Below are 22,431 nucleotides of genomic sequence, written 5' to 3'. Positions count from 1 at the left end.
AACGGCGCTTGCTTCAGCCAGCGAGCATCGGATAGGTGAACAGGCCGAAATGCAGCAGGTTCAGGCCGAAATGCGTGGCGATCGCCGCGCCGAGCCCGCCAAAACGGTAGGCCAGACCATAGCCGACGCCCGCCAGGCCTGCCAGCAACACCCAGGTCCAGCCTGCGCCGGCATGCACCAGACCAAACAGCAGCGAGGCCAGCAGCAGGGCGAGGTTGTCGCCGTACGGCAGGTGTTTGAAGCGCTGGCTAAGGCCGCCCTGTATATAGCCGCGAAACAGCGCTTCTTCGACCAACGTCACCAGCAGCAGGTTGTTCAGCACCCACAGCCACGCCTGATCGGGCCACTTCGGCGCCCAGGCAATCACGCCCAGTAACAGCGCGCCGCCAAGGGCCAGAACTGCGCTCAGCGTCAGGGCGAGGGCGGTGGCGTAGACGCTCAGGCGCAACGAACGCCGCGCGACAATCCACGGGCAGACCAGCAACAGCCAGAAGCCAATCAGCGGTTTATCGAGGTTCAGGTACATCGAGAACGGCACGGCGTTGTCGGTGAAGCGCTGCGGATCGATGGCGCGCCCGTTGGCGAAGCCCGGCAGCCAGTGTAGAGCCAGCGCCAAAGCCAGCACGATGAACAGACCATGGCCGAGAAAGCGGGCGACCGGCACCTGTTGTTGGCGAACGGCAAAGCCTGCGAATACCAGCAGCCCCACGGAAATCAAAGCGAGCCAGCCGAGGTGGCCATAACTCAGTGACCATCCGTAACCGAGGCTGAGAAGCGCCAGATAGAGCCATGGCAAAGCCTTCATCGAAAGTCCCTGTGCAAATTTGTGGAAGGGCTTTCTACACGGGTGGGGGCGTGGGGACAAGTGAAGGTGTGGCGGCAAAGCGGGACAGTGCGCGAACCTGCGGCAACCCCCGATCAACTGTAGGAGTGAGCCTGCTCGCGATAGCGGTGTGTCATTCAACGCAGATGTTGGCTGATCCACCGCTATCGCGAGCAGGCTCACTCCTACAGGGTTTTGCGTTTGGCGTGGGATCTAGTGCAGGTTAAGTTTCGCGGCAGCACGTTCGGTAATTTCCGTGCGCAACTTCAGCGATGGCGCCGCCCGCAAACGTGCCTCATCGACAATTGCACCCGGCGCAGTCTCCGGGCTGCCCGAGTTGAACGGCGGCGCCGGCGCATATTCCAATTGCAACTGGATCAGTTGCGCCGCGTCGGCCCCCACCAACTCTTCAGCCAGCACCAAGGCAAAATCAATCCCCGCCGTAATCCCGCCACCGGTAAACAGATTGCCGTCACGCACCACCCGATCCTTCACGGCAATCGCCCCCAGCGTCGGCAGCAGATCGTGATACGCCCAATGCGTGGTCGCGCGTTTGCCTTGCAGCAGGCCCGCCGCGCCGAGGACCAGTGAACCGGTGCACACCGATGTCACGTACTTCGCCTGAAGGGCCTGGCGTTTGATGAAGTCCAGCGTCTGCGCGTCTTCCATCAACGGCCCGACACCGCCGCCACCGGGAATGCAGATCACATCCAGACACGGGCAATCCTCGAATGTGGTGGTCGGTTTCAGCAACAGACCGGTGCTGGCGGTGAGCGGCATCAGATCCTTCCAGATCAGATGCACCTGTACGTCCGGCAACGACGCGAGCACGTCGTACGGCCCGGTCAGGTCGAGTTGCTGAACCTGCGGAAACAACAGAAAACCGATCTGCAGCGTCATCGTTCTTGCTCCATGAAAAGGGGTGGACGGCTTCACTGTAGGCGCGTAGGTTCTGGCGTATACGCCAATATCCCCACGAATTACGCCAAATGCCCAAAACCATCCACGTACTCGCGTTCGCCAACATGCAGATCCTCGACGTCACCGGGCCGTTGCAGGTGTTTGCTTCGGCCAATGACCTCGCCCGTCAGCGCGGATTGCCAGTCCCGTATGCGCCGAGCGTGATTGCCAGCGGTGGCGGGGCGGTGATGTCGTCGGCGGGTCTGGCGGTGTTGGCCGAGCCTTTACCGGACGCGGCCAGCGACACCTTGATCATCGCCGGTGGCTGGGGCATTTATCCGGCGGCTGAAGATGTGCTTCTGGTGGATTGGGTACGCGAGCACGCCGCCAAATGTCGCCGTGTGGCCTCGGTCTGCACAGGCGCTTTTTTGCTGGCGGCCAGCGGCTGGCTCGATGGCCGTCGCGTGGTCACCCACTGGACGCGCTGCGAGCAACTGGCGCAGCAACATCCGAATTTGCACGTCGAAGCGAATCCGATCTTCATCAACGACGGCCCTGTCTGGACCTCGGCGGGTGTCACCGCTGGCATCGATCTGGCATTGGCAATGGTCGAAGAAGATCTGGGCAGCGACATCGCATTGGATGTCGCCCGGCATCTGGTGGTGTTCCTCAAACGCCCCGGTGGACAATCACAATTCAGCGTGACGTTGTCGTTGCAGAATCAGGGCAATCGCTTTGATGAGTTGCACGCGTGGATCGCGGAAAACCTCACCTGCGACCTCGGCGTCCCGACCCTTGCCGAGCAGGCCGGCATGAGCGAACGCAGTTTCGTCCGCCACTACCGCGCCGACACCGGCCAGACCCCGGCGCGGGCGATCGAATTGATCCGTGTCGAGACGGCGCGCCGATTGCTCAGCGACACTGGTTTACCGGTCAAACGCATCGCTGCCAATTGCGGGTTTGGCAGTGAGGAAACTCTCCGCCGCAGTTTCCTGCGCGCTATTGGCGTAACGCCGCAGGCTTATCGAGAGCGATTTTCGGTCAGTAATTCTAAAATTCAGGCAGTTTACTGAGTTTTTTATTACTGTGGGAGTTTGTAGTTACATCTATCGATTACTGGTGGCTACTATTTTGTGAGTAGTTTCAATGATTGATGCTTTTCCTTGAATAAATTTTGGTACATTTCCAGTTCGTAGTCTTCGCATAGTAGATAAACCGTTTTTCCTTCGGATAATATTTTTGATAGCTCGTCTGTTATCGAGAGTGCTCTAGACATCATCATTGTCCTAGTCGCATCGAAAAATATCGACTCGCAGTCCCGATTGTATTCGAAGATTTCTTGTGCATAGCCGCTGCGGATGGTTTTTTGTACTATGGTTGCTGTGCATTCTAAAACAATTTTCCTGAAGCCCGGGTGCACGCGGGGTAAGTGAAAAGTTTGCGCGTTTCCTTTTTTTGTGTAGATTACTTGGTTGGTTTTTATGTATTTTGGTTCTATCCGGTTTATCCATGTCTGGGCGCCACCATTGGTCCCGGAGATGGTTCTAATATCAAATGATGCTTTGTCTTCTTCAATTGTTATTTTTGAATGGCTGAGAGAAATAGTGGCGCGTGTCGAACCTCCATGTCTGAAAGAATTTTGCACTATTTCCAAAATCATTCGACACATTTCTCTTGGAAATGTTTTTTCGTATTCAACGGTTGAACTATAGCGTTCGAGCTTGTATGCCAGGAGTGGACCGATAATGTCATTTAAATAATCATTTAGTTCATCTGAGCTTCGATGATCTCTTCGTAAGGCTAAAGCATTTCCCGTGAGAATATCATCAATATGCAGTTGATCTTTTTCTGTGGGAAATATATCCAGTTCATTAGTCTCTACGATTTTTGAGACGATTTTTGGTAGGTGCTCTGCGCCAGTCTGAGCGGATTTTTCTTGCCCAACTCGGCTGAAGTCTTTGCACGCATAGTCGGATACATTTTTTACAATGAGCCATGGTATTTGATCCAGCGAAGGCACTATTCCGAATGCTTCCATTTCGCCGCCGATGATTTCATCATCGTATTTAAGGATCTTGTCACGGTCGGCGCCATTTGAAATTAGAGACTCGAGGCTGGCTAGAGTGCCGAGTAATCTTTTATATATTAATGGAGTAAAATTTTCTAAAAGGCTTTCTGGAATAGCTAGGGAACTTATATATTTTTCGGGCTTGTAGGTCACGCCGTGAGGCTCGTCTTTACGGCTGTTAAATGACATTATTTTGTTGCTGATAAGCGTATCACCAATCCATGTTTTCTCTGGAACGCCCCAGCAAAATCCAAAAAGGATGACTGCTTTAGGGGTGGGGAATCTTTCCTTACTGAGAAATTCTATAGCCAATCGGGAAATCGAGTCTGGAGAGGAAATTCCGCTTGTCCCAGTGATGTGAATAACATTGAAATTGTTGATTTTTCCTATCGAGCAGCCGCGATGTTTCATGTTTATTTCGCAATCACTTCGATAGCTTAATATTTTGTTAAGTGCGGCTTTTTCAATACTGTTTGCTGTCAAAATCAGAATGTACTTTTCGTTAAGTACGTCCTTGTGTAAGTCAATTCGAAGCTTCGCCATTTTTTCGACTCCCTATCTGGCATGGGTTCAAAGATTAGAATTCGGCTTCCGCCACTTGATTGAAATACATGCTGCGATCCGGTGTAAACGTCACCAGCATCTTCGTCCGCGAACAGGTCAGCGAACGCTCTTCACTCAAATCGATATCCAGATCCTCACTACGCAAGCCTTGCCACTGCGCCAGATATTTCAGCGAGCCATATTTCTCGTTTTTCTTCAGGCTGCGGCTCACGCCACCTTTCCAGCCGAGCACGGGCAGTTCGCCGGCTAGACATTTTTGCGCGAGGTCGGGGAAGCGGGTGGCGCGCTGGCGGCCGATTTCCCAGCATTTGATCAGGCCTTTGTCCGCGGCTTCCCAGAGCTGGGTGCGGGTCAGGCCGCTGCGAAGGGGCGTGTCGATGGTGCGCTGGACGTGCTGGCTCATTCTGGTTCCTTGAATTCGGGTTTTATTGGACAGCTCCGCTGTGCCCGTTGCGGTGGATGGTAGGGGCGGATGTAACAGCTGGCAACAGGGTATTTCGGCGTGTAAGTGCAAGTTGCGGGGAAGGGTTGAAGTGGGGGATGTTGAGCCGCTGTAGTCCGCAGGTGTGCCCAAATGTGGCGAGGGGATGTATCCCCGTTAGGCTGCGCAGCGGCCCAAAACTCAGAAGCTCCGGTACTTCTGGATGAATGAGTCGGGTGGTTTTGGGGCTGCTTCACAGCCCATCGGGGATACATTCCCTCGCCACAGGGATCCTACAAAGTCATCGTTTTATGGGCTATTTCCTACAGTCACTGGCGAACATTACGGCTGCCACTCACTCTTTTCCCCGCTCAAACGTCGATCCAGAAAGCTCGCCGCGCTGATCAACGCCAGATGTGTCAGCGCTTGCGGCGTATTACCCAAATGCCGGCCATGGCTGTCGAATTCTTCGGCATACAACCCGAGCGGGTTGGCGTAACGCAGCAGTTGTTCAAACTCCAGATGCGCCTTTTCCACCTGCCCGGCGCGAGCCAGGCATTCGACATACCAGAACGAGCACGCAGCAAAAGCGCCTTCGGTGCCGGCCAGACCATCGATATTGCTGTCGTCATTGCGATAGCGGTAAACCATGCCATCACGCACCAAGGTCTTTTCGATGGCCGCAAGGGTCGACAGCCAGCGCGGATCCTTGGCGCTGACGAAACGCACCAACGGCATCAACAGCATCGAACCATCGAGCGCGGTGCCGCCCTTGTACTGAACGAAATGCCCGCGCTCTTCGTTCCAGAAGTTGTCCCAGATATCGGCGTAGATCGCCTGCCGGGTCTGGTCCCACTGCGCGAACGGTGCGGGCAGCGAGCGTTTCGAGGCCAAACGAATCGCCCGGTCCAGCGCCACCCAGCACATCAGCCGCGAGTGCAGAAAGTGATGTTGCTCACCGCGCATCTCCCAAATGCCTACGTCCGTGGTCTGCCAGGTCTCACAGACTTGATCGACCACTTCTCGCACATGTTTCCAGCCTTCGTGGGAAATTGCGTCGCCGTATTTGTTGACCAGATACACCGCGTCCATCAGCTCGCCGAAGATGTCGAGCTGGATCTGATCGTACGCGCCATTGCCGATGCGTACCGGTTTCGCGCCACCGTGCCCCGACAGGTGATCAAGTTCGGTTTCCGGCAATTCCTGTTGCCCGTCGATGGCGTACAGAATATTCAGTTTCATCGGTTGCCCGTGGCAATCGCTGACCCGTCCGCGCAGCCAGCCCATATAGGCATTGGCTTCGCCGACAAAGCCCAGGCGCATGAACGCGTACACCGTGAACGAGGCATCGCGGATCCACGTGTAACGGTAGTCCCAGTTGCGTTCACCGCCCGGTGTTTCCGGCAGACCGAAGGTGGCGGCGGCGAGAATCGCACCGTGTTTGCGCGAGGTCAGCAGCTTTAGGGCGAGGGCGGAGCGATGGACCATTTCCCGCCAGCGTCCGCGATAAATCGACTGACCGATCCAGTCGCGCCAGAACTTCAGGGTGCGTTCCATGCACAAGTGTCCGGCGCCTTCGGCGAATCGTGGATCATCGGTCGCACCGAGCATGAACGCCGCCGTTTCATCCTGCTTGAGCGTGAATTGCGCCACCGCCGCTTGCGCGTCAATCTGCATTGGCTGGTCCGAAGCCAGGCGCAGTGACGGTTGACCAGCAGCGCTGAACGTCACGTCTTGTTGATCCATCTCTGCTCGGGTGTCGGCTCGGGCGTAATCGTGGCGCACGGCACAGCGCATCGTGAAAGTCGCCGAGCCGCTCACAACACGAACCCGCCGCATCAGCAGCGGCAGGGCATCGTCACTGTCTCCGATAGGCAGCAGATCGGTGACTTCGACCACCGCGCGCTCACTCAGCCAGCGGGTTTGCAGAACGTTAGTGTCGGGCAGGTAAATCTGCTCGCGGCGGGCATCAGGCAAGTCCGGGGCAAGTTGGAAAATCCCCGCGTCCGGTGTGTCCAGCAACGAACAGAAAATCGACGGGCTGTCGAACTCCGGCCAGCAGAAAAAATCCACACTGCCACGGTCGTTGACCAGTGCTGCACTGCGCATGTCGCCGATGATGCCGTGGGCGTCGATCGGGCTTTGTCGTTCCAGGTGATGCTCAGCCATTGCCGCGAAACTCCGGATAGAGGCTCATGCCGCCGTCGATGAACAGGGTGGTGCCAACGATGTAATCGGAGGCATCCGAGGCGAGAAAGACCACGGCGTTGGCGACGTCTTTAGCTTCGCCGATGCGTCCGTAAGGGATCAGATCCAGCAGCTTCTCGCCGGCAGTGCCTTCGGTGGCGTCTTTATTGATCGCCGTGCGAATCGCCCCGGGCGCGATGCCGTTGATGCGGATGCGTTGGTGGCTGACTTCCTGTGCAAGGGTCTGCATCAGCTGATCGACACCACCCTTGGACGCGGCGTAATTGACGTGCCCGGCCCAGGGAATACGCTGGTGCACCGAACTCATGTGGATGATCTTGCCGGCCGCGCGGGACACACCTTCACGAACGCCCTGGCGATTGAAAATCCGCAGGGCAGCGCGGGCGCAGAGGAACTGCCCGGTGAGGTTGACGCCGATCACCGCGTTCCAGTCGTCCAGCGACATATCCACAGCGGGCGCGTCTTTTTGCATACCCGAGTTGGCCACCAGAATGTCCAGCGAACCGAAGGTGTCGAGGGTTTCGGCGAACAGCCGTTCAACTTCGTTTTCCTTCGAGACATCGGCACCGATGGCGATGGCTTGGCCGCCATCGGCAATGATCTGTCGGGCCAGTGCCTCGGCTGGTTCTGCCTGCCGGTTGTAGTTGATGACTACTGCGGCGCCGGCTGCGGCCAGGGCTTTGGCACACGCGTGACCGATGCCGGAGCTGGCGCCGGTGATCAGGGCTACTTGTCCGGTGAGGGAGATGTGCATGCGGGGTCGCGCCTTGAGTGAGGGCCTACATAGCTGACCGGTTGCCAATAGTGAGAGTTCATTCGGCAGAAAGGGCTGTAGTGTTTTCGCCGACGCTTTCGCGAGCAAGCTCGCTCCCACAAAGGATCGGCGTCGTACACAAATCCTCCTGTGGGAGCGAGCCTGCTCGCGAAAGGGCCTTCACATTCCACCAACAATTCCTCGCTTCCCCGACACCCGACCCTATGGCAACTTGGCGGCCCTAGTTGAGGCTGCAACCCATGGCAAACCCCTACCGCGAATTATTCAACGCCCCCGGTGCACGAAATTTTGTGCTGGCCGGAATGATCGCGCGCATGCCGATCTCCATGACCGGTATCGGTGTGATCACCATGCTTTCGCAGTTGAAGGGTGGTTATGCGTTGGCCGGTGCGGTGGCGGCAACCTTTGCCTTGGCCACAGCGTTTTGCGCGCCGCAGGTATCGCGCCTGGTCGACCGCTATGGGCAGCGACGCATTCTGCCGGTATCGGCATTGATCGGCGGCGGGGCACTGCTGCTGTTGCTGCTGTGCACGCGGTTGCAGGCGCCGAACTGGACGCTGTTTATCTTCGCCGCGCTGGCCGGGTGCATGCCGAGCATGTCGGCAATGGTGCGGGCGCGCTGGACGGAAATCTATCGCGGTCAGCCGCAATTGCAGACTGCGTATGCGCTGGAGTCAGTACTCGACGAAGTCTGCTTTATTGTCGGTGCGCCGCTGTCGGTTGGATTGTGTGTAACGCTGTTTCCCGAGGCCGGGCCGTTGGCGGGATTGGTGATGCTGGCGGTCGGCGTCACTGCGTTTGTCGTCCAGCGCAGCACCGAACCCTCGGTGCATCCGCATGAGCCACACCATCAAGGCTCGATTATTCGCTCCACGGACATGCAATGGCTGCTGTTGTTGATGACCGCCATGGGCGTCATCGTCGGCGTGATCGATGTGGTCAGCGTCGCGTTCGCCCAGCAACAGGGACAACCCGCAGCGGCGAGTATTGTGTTGTCGGTGTACGGTATCGGTTCATTTCTGTCCGGTATCGCGTTCGGTGCGATGCGCTCGAAGTTGCCGTTGCCGCAACTGTTTTTGTACGGAGGGGTGGCGACGGCGGTGACGACGTTGCCACTGCTGTTGGCGAGCAACATCTTTGGATTGTCGGTGGCCGTGTTCGTCGCCGGGTTGTTCTTCTCGCCGACGCTGATTGTGGCGATGGCGTTGATTGAACGCATTGTGCCGCCGGCCAAGCTCACCGAAGGCCTGACCTGGCTGGTGACCGGTTTGAGTATTGGTGTGGCAATGGGGGCTGCTGGCGCCGGCGCGCTGGTCGATGCCTTCGGCGCCCGTAGCGGGTTCTGGCTGGCGATTGCTGCCGGGGCGGTAGTCCTCGCATCGGCGGTGCAGAGTTTCCGTCATCTGAAGTGATCGGCTCACCGACTAATTCCCGCGCTACCTCATCCGTTCTCTTTTACAGATAACCCTATTGAGGTAAACGCGGTGACAAAGCTGACACTGCTGTGCCTGCCCTATTCGGGCGCCAGCGCCATGGTCTACAGCCGCTGGCGGCGCCAACTGCCGTCGTGGCTGCACCTGCAACCGGTGGAATTGCCCGGGCGCGGTGCCCGTTTCGACGAACCCCTGCAAATCGACATGCGTGCGCTGGCCCGCCAATTGGCCCGCGAGCACCAGCCCGGCTTGCAAACGCCTTATGCGCTGTTCGGGCATAGCCTTGGTGCGCTGCTGGCGTGCGAGCTGGCACACGCGTTTCGTGAACTCGGTGCCCCGGAGCCGGTGGCATTGTTCGCCTCCGGCACGGCCGCGCCGACGATGCGCAGTGACTACGATCGCGGCTTTGCCGAAGCGCGCAGCGATGAGGAATTGATCGATCAACTGCGCACTTTTCAGGGCACCAGCGAAGAAGTGCTGGCCAACAAAGAGCTGATGAGCCTGACCCTGCCGGTGCTGCGCGCCGACTTCATGATGTGCGGGCGTTTCACGCCAGCGCAGCGGCCCTTGCTCAATTGCCCGGTGCACGTGCTGGGCGGCAAGGAAGACCGCGCGACCACCGAGCAACTGATCGGCTGGAGCAAGGAAACCCTGGGCAGTTTTTCCGTGGACATGATGACCGGTGGGCATTTCTTCATTCATGAACACGAAGCCCGGGTCATTCGCACGATCAAGACCCATCTGGAAGTTCATCAACGCCGTCATGCACAGGCAGCGGCGCCGGCCTTTTAGCGCGGTTCACCTATCGAGTGATTACAGGAGGCCAGTCATGGCTGTTGCTGTGGGATTTTCCGTTCGGCCACTGCTGCCGCAGCGGGGGCGCTTGCCGTTGTTGGTAGAAGCGACCGATGCGGACACCGACTTGCTGGCGGTGTTCGATGAATTGAAAGAGCTGGTGGACGAACATTTACTGCACGACGGCGGGGTGCTGTTCCGTGGCTTCCGTCTGAACGGCGCCGAACAGTTTCGTCAGTTCGCAGCCAGTTTCGGCCATCCGTTGTTGAACTATGAGTTCGGCTCGACGCCGCGCACCAACGTGACGCAGGGCGTGTACACCTCCACGGAATACCCGGCGCACCAGAGCATTCCGCTGCACAACGAGCAGGCCTATTCCCGCGATTGGCCGATGAAGATCTGGTTCTACAGCATGATCGCCGCCAAGTCCGGTGGCGAAACGCCGATCGCCGACAGTCGTGAAGTGTATCGGCGGATTCCGGCGGCGATTCGCGAGCGCTTTGTCAGCAAAGGGCTGATGTATGTGCGCAACTTCGGCAATGGTCTGGATGTGGCTTGGGAAGACGTCTTCAACACTGAAGATCGCGAAGTCGTTGAAGCCTACTGCAAGGCCCACGGCATTGTCTGCGAATGGAAGGACGACGGTGAGCTGCGCACCCGCCAGACCTGTCAGGCGGTGGCAGTCCATCCGGTGACCGGCGACAACGTCTGGTTCAATCAGGCGCACCTGTTTCATATTTCCAACCTGCAAGCGGAAGTGCGCGAAAGCCTGCTCGATATCGTCGACGAAGAAGATTTGCCGCGTAACGTGTATTACGGCGATGGCTCGGCGATTGAAGACGAGGTGCTGGCGCAGATCCGCGCGGTGCTCGATGAGTGCGCGATCAGCTTCCCTTGGCAGGAGGGCGATGTGCTGATGCTCGACAACATGCTCTCGGCGCACGCGCGTTCGCCGTTCGAAGGCCCGCGCAAAGTGATTGTCGCCATGGCTGAAGGGCATTCACAGGGTCCGCTCTGAATAATCCTCACGCGCAATGGTAAAACTGCCGAAGCCGGTCTTGTACCGGCTTCGGCATTTGTGCGCCTGCTGGGGTGACCGTCGAGCCGCTGTTGCGCCAGTGCGCTAAATCATCGCGTTTGTCATTCGTTCTTGTTGATACGACCGGGTCTCCTGGTCACGCCGCCGATCAGCAAGGACCCCATGCATGAATGCCGCAGACGCCCAGAAACTAGCCCGTCGTTTTATCGAACTGCCACAGGACAAGCGCCGTTTGTTCCTCGCCGGCATGGCCCGTGAGGGCATCGATTTTGCGCAGCTGCCCATGACTGCCTGTGTCGGCGTCGCCGAGCGGGACGGACTTTCGTATGCCCAGCAGCGGATGTGGTTTCTCTGGCAACTGGACCCGCACAGCGCTGCCTACAACCTGCCGATGGCGGTGCGCCTGACGGGCGATCTGCAAGCGCAGGCGCTGGAGCAGGCGTTCAGTCTGCTGGCGGCACGACACGAATGCTTGCGCACCACCTTCGGTCAGGAAGGTGAGCGCGCATTTCAGCGTGTCGCCGAACCGCAGCCGTTGAAACTGGCGATCACCGATCTCAGTGCAGTGCCCGAAGCCCAGCGCTGGCCGCTGGCGCAGCAGCACATGATGGCGGAAGCCGGTCAGGCCTTTGATCTTGAGAACGGCCCGCTGCTCAGTCTGCGCCTGTTGCGCCTGGCCGAGCAGGAACACGTATTGCTGCTCACTCTGCACCACATCATCGCCGATGGCTGGTCGATGAACATTCTCATCGATGAGTTCATGCGCACCTACGACGCACTGGTAGCAGGGCGCGAGCCGTCGTTGCCGGCACTCACCGTGCATTACCGCGATTACGCGCTGTGGCAACGCAGTTGGCTGGAGGCCGGTGAGCGCGAACGTCAGCTGGATTACTGGCGTGCGCAATTGGGCGCCGAGCATCCGGTGCTTGAGCTGCCGACCGATCGTGCCTATCCGGCGCGATCCAGTCATCAGGGCGCGCGCCTGGAAACGGTCATCGATGCGGCGCTGCGCCAAGAGCTGAAGAGCCTCGCGCAACGTCAGGGCGTGACCCTGTTCGTGGTGCTGTTGGCGGCGTTCAAAACGTTGTTGCATCGCTACAGCGGCCAGACCGATATTCGCGTTGGCGGGCTGATCGCCAACCGCACCCGCAGCGAAACCGAAGGGCTGATCGGCTTCTTCGTCAACACGCAGATCCTGCGCAGCGAAGTCACCGCGCAAACGCGCTTTGCCGATCTGTTGCAGAGCTTGCGTCAGGCGGCACTCGGCGCGCAGGTTCATCAGGATCTGCCGTTCGACGCCGTGATCGAAGCCTTGCAACCGGCGCGCAGCCAAAGCCACAACCCGTTGTTCCAGGTGATGTTCAACCACCAGCCGCTGGTGACCGACTTGCAGCACGTGCAACTTGAGTCCGGTTTGCAGGTGGGCTATTTGACGCAAGAACAACTGGCCGGCAGCGGTCGTCAACATGCCGCCACCAGCGACCTGATGCTCGACACCCGCGAGGAGGGCGAGCAGTTGTTCGCGGCGTTCACGTATGCCACCGATATTTTTGATGCTGCGACCATTGCAGCGATGGCTGGGCATTGGCGTAACATCCTCGCGTCCGTGTGCCGCGATTCGCAGCAAATCGTCGGCGAAATCGAACTGCTGGCGGAGGCCGAACGTGCACAGCTGATTCAGGCCACCGAGGCGGAACCGGTTTTCGCCAGTGTGCAGACCCTCTTCGAGGCGCAAGTAGCGCGCACGCCGCAGGCAGCGGCGGTGATTCTGGCGACCGAACCGTCGCCGTCACTCACCTACACCGAGTTGAACACCCGCAGCAATCGTCTGGCCCATCAGTTGCGCACTCGCGGTGTCGGTCCTGACGTGCTGGTCGGCGTGGCGCTGGGGCGCTCGCTGGAGCTGGCAGTGGCGTTGCTGGCGGTGCTCAAGGCCGGCGGCGCCTACGTGCCACTGGATCCGCAAACCCCGGCCGAACGTTTGCGCCATGTGCTCGATGACAGTGGCCTGAAACTGCTACTCACCGATCGCGAAAGCCTCGCCAGCCTGCCGGACCTTGGTGGCGTTGATTGCCTGTGCCTGGAACAGCTCACCGAGAGTGATCGCGCCGACAATCTGTCGATGACGGTCGAAGCGCAAAACCTCGCCTACGTGATCTACACCTCAGGCTCGACCGGCCGCCCGAAAGGCGTCGCGGTCAGTCACGGCGCGTTGAGCGAGTTCATCGCCCGCGCCATCGATTACAGCGACCTGCGCGAAGGCGACCGCGTTTTGCAATTCGCCACCAGCAGCTTCGACGGCTTCGTCGAGCAGTTTTTCCCGCCGCTGTGCCATGGCGCCGCAGTCGTCCTGCGCGATGCGCGGTTGTGGGACAGCGCGGCGTTGCATCAAGTGATTGTCGAACACGGCATCACCCTGGCCGACTTGCCGGCTGCTTATTGGTATTGGCTGGTGCAGGAATATGCCGCTAATCCACCGAGCGGTTTCGGTGCGCTGCGGCAGATTCACGTCGGCGGCGAAGCGATGGCAGTGGACGGTTTGCGCCTGTGGCAACAGGCCGGTTTGGGCCATGTGCGATTGCTCAACACTTACGGGCCGACCGAAGCCACGGTGGTTTCGACCATTCACGACTGCACCGCGCTGACGGCGGACGCCGTGTCGTGGCGCGGCATCCCGATCGGCCACGGTCTCGACGCGCGGCGCCTGTACGTGCTGGACGATGATTTGAACCTGCTGCCGCAAGGCGCGGTGGGCGAGTTGTACATCGGCGGGCCGGGCCTGGCACGTGGTTATCACCGCCAGCCGATCCTCAGCGCCGAGCGCTTTATCGCCGACCCGTTCGCCGATGGCCTGCGCCTGTATCGCACCGGTGACCGCGCGCGGCTGCGCCCTGACGGAGCCGTGGAGTACATCGGCCGGGTCGATCATCAAGTGAAGATTCGCGGTTTCCGCATCGAGTTGGGCGAAATCGAGTCGCGCCTGCAGCAATGCCCCGGCATCCGCGAAGCGGTGGTGCTGGCAGTTCCGCTAAGCGGTGGCTTGCAACTGGTGGCCTACGTGGTCAGCGATCCGGCCGTGCTGCAAAGCGCGGCGACGCAAGCGGCGTTCCGTCAGCAAATCCGCGCGGCGCTGCAGGCCAATCTGCCGGACTACATGGTGCCGGGCCATCTGCTGTTGCTAGCGAACCTGCCGCTGACACCGAGCGGCAAGCTCGATCGCAAGGCCTTGCCAGCGCCGGACCCGGCGCAGTTGCAGGGCGATTATCGCGCCCCGCAATCGGACGCCGAGCGGTGTCTGGCGCAGATCTGGGCGGATGTCCTGCAAGTTTCGCGGGTGGGTCTGGACGATCACTTTTTTGAACTGGGTGGCCACTCGCTGTTGGCCGCGCAAGTGATTGCCCGGGTGAAAAGTCAGCAGGGCGTGGTGCTGCCGCTGCGCAGCCTGTTCGAGAAACCGCTGCTGGGTGAATTGGCGGGGGTGCTGGCGCAACTGGCTGACGGCGAAACGAACGACGACTGGTCCGATATGGATCAGTTCATGAATGCTTTGGAAGGAGAAGAAGTATGAGCGGCACAATGGCGGAACGTATCGCGAAGAGGTTCGTCGGCTTGCCGCTGGAACAGCGTCGGCTGTTTCTGGCCAAGCTGCGCGAAGACGGCAAGGACTTCAGCTTGTTGCCGCTGCCGGTCAGTCGTCACGATGTCGCGCCGATTCCGTTGTCGTTCGCTCAGCAGCGTCTGCTGTTTCTCTGGCAACTCGAACCGCAGAGCGCCGCCTACAACATGGCCGCCGGTCTGCGCCTGAACGGGCGTCTGGACGAAGCGGCGCTGCAGCGCTCCTTCGATCATCTGGTGGCGCGCCATGAAGTCCTGCGCACGGTGTTCCAGACTGACGGTGATCAGCCACATCAGGTGATCCTTGGTCAGCAACCTCTGGCCGTGGAACGCATTGACCTGACCGGGCTGCCGCTGTCAGAGCGCGAGCAAGCATTGGCGCAACAGGTGCAGACCGTCACCGCGCGACCATTCGATTTGCGCCACGGGCCGCTGCTGCGCGCCAGTCTGTTTGTAATGGCCGACGAAGAGTTTGTACTGGTGGTGAGCATGCACCACATCGTCTCTGACGGCTGGTCAATGGACGTGATGGTCAAGGAATTCGTCCAGTGCTATCAGGCGTTCAGCCTCGAACGCGAACCGCAATTGCCAGCGCTGGCGCTGCAATACGCCGACTACGCGATCTGGCAGCGCCGCTGGCTGGAGGCTGGCGAGGGCGAGCGTCAACTCGATTACTGGCGCCAGCAACTGGGTGAAGAGCATCCGCTGCTGGAAGTGGCGCCGGACTTTGCCCGACCGCTGACGCAAAGCTTCGAGGGCCAGACCCTGAGTTTTGATTTCGGTGCGCCGTTGTCCCTGCAACTCAACGCCTTTGCCCGTAGCCAGGGCATCAGTCTGTTCATGCTGGTGCTGGCCGGGTTCTCGCTGTTCCTGTCGCGGCAGGCCGGGCAGCGCGACATTCGCGTCGGCGTGCCGAATGCCAACCGTGGTCGCGCTGAAGTCGAAGGGCTGATCGGCTTTTTCGTCAACACCCAAGTGCTGCGATGCGAGGTGGATGAGCGCGGCAGTTTCGAGGATTTGCTGGCGCGTGTACGTGAAGCCTCGTTCGGTGCGCAAGCGCATCAAGAGCTGCCGTTCGAACAACTGGTGGACGAGTTGGTCGCCGAACGTACGCTGGGCCACAACCCGTTGTTCCAGGCCAAGTTCAACCAGAACGTCGGCATGCAGAAGCAGCGTTCGATGGCCCTGCCAGGGCTGACCGTTGCCGAGTATCCGCTGGACAAGGACGGCACCCACTTCGATCTGGCGCTGGACATCACCGATGACGGCACGCTGATTCACGGCCAGATGACCTATGCCAGCGATCTCTATCGGGCGGAAACGGTCGAGGCTTTCGTACCGGCCTTGCTTGGTCTGTTCAGCGCGTTGCTGGAAGCACCGCAAGCACCACTTCATAGCATCGCCACGCTCGCGCCGGCCGCGCTTGACGCACCTGCAACACCTGCATTGCTGGTGTTGCAGCACTGGGATCGTGAAGTCGCCTGCCAGCCTCAAGCACTGGCCGCGCGCGACTTGAATCAGGCCTTGAGTTATCAAGCGCTGGATCAGGCGGCCAATCGTCTGGCCCATCATTTGCGCGCGCAAGGCGTGCGCGACAGCCAACCGGTGGCGGTGCTGATGGAGCGTTCGCTGGACTGGCTGACTTCGGTGCTAGCGATCTTCAAGGCTGGCGCGGTGTACATGCCGCTGGACGTAAAAGCGCCGGACGCACGCTTGCAGCAGATGCTGGGCGCTGCGAAAGCACGGCTGCTGTTGTGCGCCGAAGGCGATGCGCGTGTGTCCGGGCTGGCGGTCGACGGCTGTCAGGGCATCGCCTTTGCAGCGCAGCAGTGGCAGTCAATGCCGGACACTTGTCCAGCCGTGACGCTGTGCGCGCAATCACCGGCGTATGTGATTCACACCTCCGGTTCCACCGGGCAACCGAAAGGCGTGCTGGTCAGCCACGGCGCGCTGGGCAGTTATGTGCGCGGTGTGCTGGAGCGACTGGCGCCGACAACGGACGCCAGCATGGCGCTGGTCTCGACCATCGCTGCGGATCTGGGTTTTACCGTGTTGTTCGGCGCGCTGTGTTCGGGACGCCTGTTGCATGTCTTGCCGGAAGAATTGGGCTTCGATCCGGACCGGTTTGCCGAGTACATGGCCACGCATCAAGTGGGCGTGCTGAAGATCGTCCCGGGCCATCTGGCCGCGTTGCTGCAGGCCTCGCGGGCTGCTGACGTGCTGCCGGAACACGCGTTGATCGTCGGCGGTGAGGCGTGCTCGCCAGCACTGGTGGAGCGCGTGCGCGAGCTCAAACCGGGCTGTCGCATCATCAACCACTACGGGCCGAGCGAAACCACGGTGGGCGTGTTGGCCCATGAAGTCGGTGATCTGACCCTGACGCGCAGCGTACCGGTCGGTAGCGCACTGGCCGGCGCTCACGTTTACGTGCTCGACGATGTGCTGAACAACGTTGCCGATCAGGTGGCCGGCGAGTTGTATATCGGTGGTGACAGCGTGGCGCTGGGCTACCTGAACCAGCCGGGGCTGACGGCTGAGCGTTTCCTGCCCGATCCATTCGGCGCGCCGGGTGCGCGGGTGTACCGCAGCGGTGACCGGGTACGCCGCAATCGTCAGCAAACGGTGGAATTCATCGGCCGTGCCGACGATCAGGTCAAGGTGCGCGGTTATCGCGTGGAACCGGCGGAAGTCGCGCGGGTGTTGCTGGGCCTTGACGGCGTCAGCGAAGCGGCGGTGCTGGCGCTGGCACTGGATGACGACCCGACGCGTCTGCAACTGGTTGCGTGGTGTGTGCCGGTGGCGGGTCTGACCTTGCAGGCGCAGGCGCAGGCGTTGCGCGAGCAGTTGCAGGCGTGCCTGCCGGACTACATGGTGCCGGCGCAGATTGTCCTGCTCGAGCAACTGCCACTGACCGCCAACGGCAAACTCGACAAACGTGCGTTGCCGGTGCCGGGGGTGGTCACTCAACACTTCGTCGCGCCAGTGGGTGAAGTCGAAGAAAAACTGGCGGCGATCTGGGCCGATGTGCTCAAGCTTGAGCGCGTGGGCAGCACCGATAACTTCTTCGAACTGGGCGGCGACTCGATCCTCAGCCTGCAAATCATCGCCCGAGCCAAACGCCAAGGCATCAAGCTGAGCCCCAAGCAACTGTTCGAAAAACAGACCATCGGCCAATTGGCTGCGGTGGCCAAGCTGATCGAAGCCAAACCTGTCGCGGCTGCGGCACCGGTCGCTCGCGGACCGTTGCCGTTGTTGCCGATTCAGGCACGCTTCTTCGAAACCGCGATTGCCCAGCGTCAGCACTGGAACCAGTCGGTGATGTTGCAGCCGACCACGCCGCTCGACGCCGCGCATCTGCGCACAGCGCTGGCAGCGCTGATCGAACAGCACGACGCATTGACGCTGAATTTCCAGGCGTCCGGCGACGTGTGGCAGGCAATGCCGCAGACCCAGCGTGATCCGCAGCTGTTGTGGGTGCGCGAACTGAGCAGCGTGGACGCGTTGCCGGCGCTCGCCGATGAAGCCCAGCGCAGTCTCGATCTGCAACAAGGACGCCTGGTGCGGGCGGTGCTGGTGAACCTGCCGAACGCCGAGCAACGCCTGTTGCTGGTTATCCATCACCTGGTGGTGGATGGCGTGTCGTGGCGCATTCTGCTCGAAGACCTGCAGCACGCTTACACTGCGCTGGCGGCGGGCACGTCGCTGGTCTTGCCGGGCAAAAGCAGCTCGCTGCACACCTGGGCCGAGCATTTGCACCGTTACGGGCAAAGCGCAGCGCTGGCCGCTGAGAGTACCTACTGGCGGCAAACCCTGGAGGCGGGCGACGCACAACTGCCACGGGATTTCCCGCAGGACACCCAGACCCGCGAGCAGGCGGCCCGGGCCAGCTCGCGTTTGAGTCAGGCGCTGACGCACAAGCTGCTGAAAGTGGCGCCAGCGGCGTATCGCACGCAGATCAACGACCTGCTGCTGACGGCACTGGCGCGGGTGTTGTGTGACTGGAGCGAACAGCCTTCGGTACTGATTCAGCTCGAAGGTCATGGTCGTGAAGACTTGTTCGACGACATCGACCTGAGCCGCACCGTGGGTTGGTTCAGCAGCTTGTTCCCGGTGCGCCTGACCCCCGAATCGACGCCGGGTGCGTCGCTGTGCGCGATCAAGGAACAACTGCGTGCGGTGCCGGGCAAAGGCATCGGATTTGGTGTGCTGCGTTACCTGAGCCGATCCGTCGAGTTGCAGGCATTGCCGCAGCCGCGCGTGACCTTCAACTATCTCGGCCAGTTCGACGGTGCGTTCAACGCCGACGCCGGCGCGTTGTTTGTGCCGAGCGGTGACAGCACTGGCGCCAACCAGGACGCGGCCGCGCCGTTGGGTAACTGGTTGAGTGTCGACGGTCAGGTCTACGGTGGTGAGCTGGAATTGACCTGGACCTTCGGCACCGGCATGTATCGCACAGAGACCGTCGCGGCGCTGGCCGAAGCCTACCGGCGCGAACTGGAGCGACTGATCGAGCATTGCTGCGACAGTGGCGAGGCGGCTGTGACGCCGTCGGACTTCAGTCTGGCAACCCTGACCCAGGCGCAACTCTCGGCACTGCCGATCCCGGCCCGCGACATCGTCGACCTCTATCCGTTGTCGCCGATGCAGCAGGGCATTCTGTTCCACAGCGTCAACGATCCGGACAGCCCGGCGTACACCAACCAATTGCGCGTCGATGTGCAACACCTCGACGCCGACCGCTTCCGTCAGGCCTGGCAGCAAACCGTTGATGCCCACGAGATCCTGCGCACGGCTTTTGTCTGGCCACAGGATGCCGCCGCCGCAGTGCAAGTGGTGCGTCAGAATGCGCAGATGCCATGGAGCGTGCAGGACTGGCGTGGTCGCCATGACCTCGGTACCGCCCTGGATCAACTGGCCGGCGAAGACCTCGCCAGCGGTTTCGACCTGACCGGCGCGCCGCTGTTGCGGGTGACGCTGGTGCGCACGGACGAGGCCACGCATCACCTGATTTATACCTGCCACCACATCCTCATGGACGGCTGGAGTACGTCGCAGTTGTTCGGCGAAGTGCTGCAACGTTATGCCGGCATGACCCCGGCGGTCGGGCAGGGGCATTATCGCGATTACATCGAATGGCTGGGTCAGCGTGATCAGCAGGCCAGTCGGGATTTCTGGACGACAGCCCTCGCTGATCTTGATGAACCGACGCGTCTGGCCAGTGCCTTGTCGGGCGGCCAGCACGCGGCCAGCGGTTACGCCGATCACGAACAGGTATTCAGCGAAACATTGACGGCGGAACTGAACCGCTTCGCCCGTGAGCAGAAAGTCACCCTCAACACCTTGGTGCAAGCGGCATGGCTGGTGCTGTTGCAGCGTTACACCGGGCAGGACCACGTCGCGTTCGGCGCCACGGTTGCCGGGCGTCCGACGGATTTGCCGGGTGTCGAGCAGCAGATCGGCCTGTTCATCAATACCTTGCCGGTGGTCGCGGCGCCGTCCGCCGAGATCGTCGTCAGCCAGTGGCTGCAACAGGTGCAAGACGTCAATCTGGCCCTGCGCGAGCACGAACACACGCCGCTCTACGACATTCAGCGTTGGGCCGGTGCGGGTAACGGCGCGTTGTTCGACAGCATTCTGGTGTTCGAAAACTACCCGATGGCCGAAGCGCTGCAACAGGGCCCGGCCACCGGTCTGACGTTCTCGGCGATTCGTCGTCAGGAACAGACCAACTACCCGCTGACGCTGGTGGCGGTCACCGGGCGTGAGCTGAGTCTGGGGATCAGTTACGACCGGGCCAGTTTCGATGCAACGGCAATCAGCGGTTTGAGCGCGCAACTGCAAAGCCTGCTGACGCAGTTCCTCGCCGATGCGACGCAGCCGCTGGGTGCGTTGCAATTGCTCGCAGAGCCACAGCGTCAACAGGCCATCGCTTGGGGCAAGGCCGACGTCATGGCCACGGACGCGCGCACGGTGCTGGAGCACATCGGCACGCAGGTGCAGCGTCAGCCGCAGGCACACGCGGTGCTGTTTGCCGAACAACAGATCGATTACCAAAGCCTCGATGCTCGGGCCAATCGCCTGGCGCACAAACTGCAAACGCTGGGCGTCGGGCCAGAGGTGCGGGTCGGGGTGTGCATGCGGCGCACGCCGGACATGCTCGTGGCGCTGTTGGCGATCCTCAAGGCTGGTGGTGCCTATGTGCCGCTGGATCCGGATTACCCGCAGGAACGCTTGCTGCACATGCTCGATGACAGCCGCGCCGCCGTGCTGATCACCGAGCCGGCCGCACTGGCGCTGTTGCCTGAAACCTTGAGCGCGCAGGTGCTGCTGGTGGAAGAGGGCGCGTTGAGTGCGTTCCCGACAACGGCACCGGTGGTGAGCGTCACTGCGCAGAATCTGGCGTACGTCATCTACACCTCGGGCTCGACCGGCAAACCGAAAGGCGTGGCGATCACCCATGGCAACCTGTCGGCGCTGATTCAGTGGTCGGCCGGGGTCTATCGCGCAGAACAACTGCGCGGCGTGCTGGCCTCGACGTCGATCTGCTTCGACCTGTCGGTCTGGGAGATCTTCGTCACGCTGGCTTGCGGTGGTTGCCTGGTGCTGGCGGATAACGCGCTGGCGCTGGCCGATTTGCCGGCCCGCGAACAGGTCACGCTGATCAACACGGTGCCGTCGGCGATTGCCGCGCTGCAGCGTGCCGGGCAGATTCCGCATTCAGTCGCGACCATCAATCTGGCCGGCGAACCGCTCAAGCAAGGCTTGGTCGACACGTTGTACGCGAGCACGTCGGTGCGACAGGTCTACGACCTTTACGGGCCGTCGGAGGACACCACCTATTCGACCTTCACTCGGCGCACCCCGCAGGGGCAGGCGAACATCGGCCGGCCGTTGCCGAACACCGTGGCCTATCTGCTCGACAGCCAGTTGCAAGTGTTGCCGAGCGGCGTGCCTGCCGAGTTGTATCTGGGCGGTGCCGGCGTCACCCGGGGTTATCTGATGCGTGCAGCGCTGACCGCCGAACGCTTTGTGCCGAACCCATACTCCGGCAACGGCGAGCGCCTGTACCGCACCGGCGATCTGGTGCGCCAGGGCAGTGATGACAACATCGAGTACATCGGCCGGGCCGACCATCAGGTGAAGATTCGCGGCTTCCGTATCGAACTCAGCGAAATCGAAGCGCGACTGCTGGAGCAGGACGACATCCGTGAAGCGGTGGTGCTCGCTCAGGACGGAGCCGCCGGCAAAAACCTGCACGCCTACGTGGTGGCGGCGCAGGCAGTGGTTGATCAAACGGTGTTGGCGGAACGCTTGCGCAACGCACTGGCCAGTCGCTTGCCGGCGCACATGGTGCCGGGCCATTTGCACCTGATCGACGCCATCCCGCTAACCCCCAACGGCAAGCTCGATCGCAAGGCGCTGATGGCCTTGGGCGAGGGCCCGACGCAGCAACACTATCAGCCGCCGCAAAGCGATTTGCAGTGGGAGGTGGCGACGATCTGGCAGGAAGTGCTGGAGGTCGAGCAGGTGGGCCTCGCGGACAACTTCTTCCAGCTCGGCGGGCACTCGTTGCTGGCCACGCTGGTGGTAACACGGATCAAGGAGCGTCTGGGCGACAAGGTGCCGCTCAAGGAGCTGTTCGAAACCGACACCCTCAAGGCGTTCTGCGCGCGAATCGAGGCCTTGCGCGTCGAAATGTCGCCCGTTCAGGATGAATTGGCTAAATCCCTGGAGGCCCTCAAACGTCTATCCCTCGATGATCTGGAAAAACTGATTTCTTGAGAGGGAAA

The 22,431-nt window shown here is 60.8% G+C and carries 12 protein-coding genes; 6 read left to right on the top strand and 6 right to left on the bottom strand.

Annotation, left to right across the window (positions count from 1 at the left end; translation table 11 throughout):
* Positions 1 to 13 precede the first annotated feature (13 nt).
* Positions 14 to 805 (bottom strand): CPBP family intramembrane glutamic endopeptidase, encoded by a 792-nt coding sequence (locus FGA82_RS27625; RefSeq protein WP_141129551.1) that lies wholly within the window; start codon positions 803 to 805, stop codon positions 14 to 16.
* A gap of 231 nt (positions 806 to 1,036) precedes the next feature.
* The gene (gene inhA, locus FGA82_RS27620; protein WP_141129550.1) at positions 1,037 to 1,723 is read right to left on the bottom strand and encodes an isonitrile hydratase; all 687 of its coding nucleotides are present in this window, start codon (positions 1,721 to 1,723) and stop codon (positions 1,037 to 1,039) included.
* An 89-nt stretch (positions 1,724 to 1,812) separates the two neighbouring features.
* Between inhA and FGA82_RS27615 the strand changes: the two genes are divergently transcribed.
* Positions 1,813 to 2,796 (top strand): GlxA family transcriptional regulator, encoded by a 984-nt coding sequence (locus tag FGA82_RS27615; protein WP_141129549.1) that lies wholly within the window; start codon positions 1,813 to 1,815, stop codon positions 2,794 to 2,796.
* Between the two features lie 53 nt (positions 2,797 to 2,849).
* On the opposite strand, the gene FGA82_RS27610 is transcribed toward FGA82_RS27615, so the two are convergent.
* The 4 genes from FGA82_RS27610 to FGA82_RS27595 form a co-directional block, all read right to left on the bottom strand.
* Entirely contained in the window at positions 2,850 to 4,334 is a 1,485-nt protein-coding gene (locus tag FGA82_RS27610; protein ID WP_141129548.1) for a hypothetical protein, read from the bottom strand.
* A gap of 34 nt (positions 4,335 to 4,368) precedes the next feature.
* Positions 4,369 to 4,758, bottom strand: coding sequence for a hypothetical protein (locus FGA82_RS27605; protein ID WP_141129547.1), 390 nt, complete (start codon positions 4,756 to 4,758; stop codon positions 4,369 to 4,371).
* A 360-nt stretch (positions 4,759 to 5,118) separates the two neighbouring features.
* Positions 5,119 to 6,945 (bottom strand): glycoside hydrolase family 15 protein, encoded by a 1,827-nt coding sequence (locus FGA82_RS27600; RefSeq protein WP_141129546.1) that lies wholly within the window; start codon positions 6,943 to 6,945, stop codon positions 5,119 to 5,121.
* A complete protein-coding gene (locus tag FGA82_RS27595; protein ID WP_141129545.1) occupies positions 6,938 to 7,738 on the bottom strand; it encodes a glucose 1-dehydrogenase in 801 nt (266 codons plus the stop codon). Before FGA82_RS27595 ends, FGA82_RS27600 begins: the two co-directional genes overlap by 8 nt.
* A 260-nt stretch (positions 7,739 to 7,998) precedes the next feature.
* Between FGA82_RS27595 and FGA82_RS27590 the strand changes: the two genes are divergently transcribed.
* The 5 genes from FGA82_RS27590 (at position 7,999) to FGA82_RS27570 (ending at position 22,423) form a co-directional block, all read left to right on the top strand.
* Positions 7,999 to 9,171 carry an MFS transporter gene (locus FGA82_RS27590; protein WP_141129544.1) on the top strand — a complete coding sequence of 391 codons (1,173 nt, stop codon included), beginning with the start codon at positions 7,999 to 8,001 and terminating at the stop codon, positions 9,169 to 9,171.
* Between the two features lie 72 nt (positions 9,172 to 9,243).
* Positions 9,244 to 9,984, top strand: a complete 741-nt coding sequence (locus FGA82_RS27585; RefSeq protein WP_141129543.1) for a thioesterase II family protein — start codon at positions 9,244 to 9,246, stop codon at positions 9,982 to 9,984.
* 37 nt (positions 9,985 to 10,021) lie between these two features.
* Positions 10,022 to 11,005 (top strand): TauD/TfdA family dioxygenase, encoded by a 984-nt coding sequence (locus FGA82_RS27580; protein ID WP_141129542.1) that lies wholly within the window; start codon positions 10,022 to 10,024, stop codon positions 11,003 to 11,005.
* Positions 11,006 to 11,192: 187 nt separating this feature from the next.
* Positions 11,193 to 14,594 (top strand): non-ribosomal peptide synthetase, encoded by a 3,402-nt coding sequence (locus FGA82_RS27575; protein WP_141129541.1) that lies wholly within the window; start codon positions 11,193 to 11,195, stop codon positions 14,592 to 14,594.
* Positions 14,591 to 22,423, top strand: a complete 7,833-nt coding sequence (locus FGA82_RS27570) for a non-ribosomal peptide synthetase (protein WP_141129540.1) — start codon at positions 14,591 to 14,593, stop codon at positions 22,421 to 22,423. Before FGA82_RS27575 ends, FGA82_RS27570 begins: the two co-directional genes overlap by 4 nt.
* The last annotated feature ends 8 nt before the right edge of the window (positions 22,424 to 22,431 follow it).

The organism is Pseudomonas fluorescens (assembly GCF_005938625.1).
Taxonomy (GTDB): Bacteria; Pseudomonadota; Gammaproteobacteria; order Pseudomonadales; family Pseudomonadaceae; genus Aquipseudomonas; species Aquipseudomonas fluorescens_BD.
The sequence above is the reverse complement of the archived record's forward strand: the minus strand, read 5'-3'. Positions and strand labels throughout refer to the sequence as shown.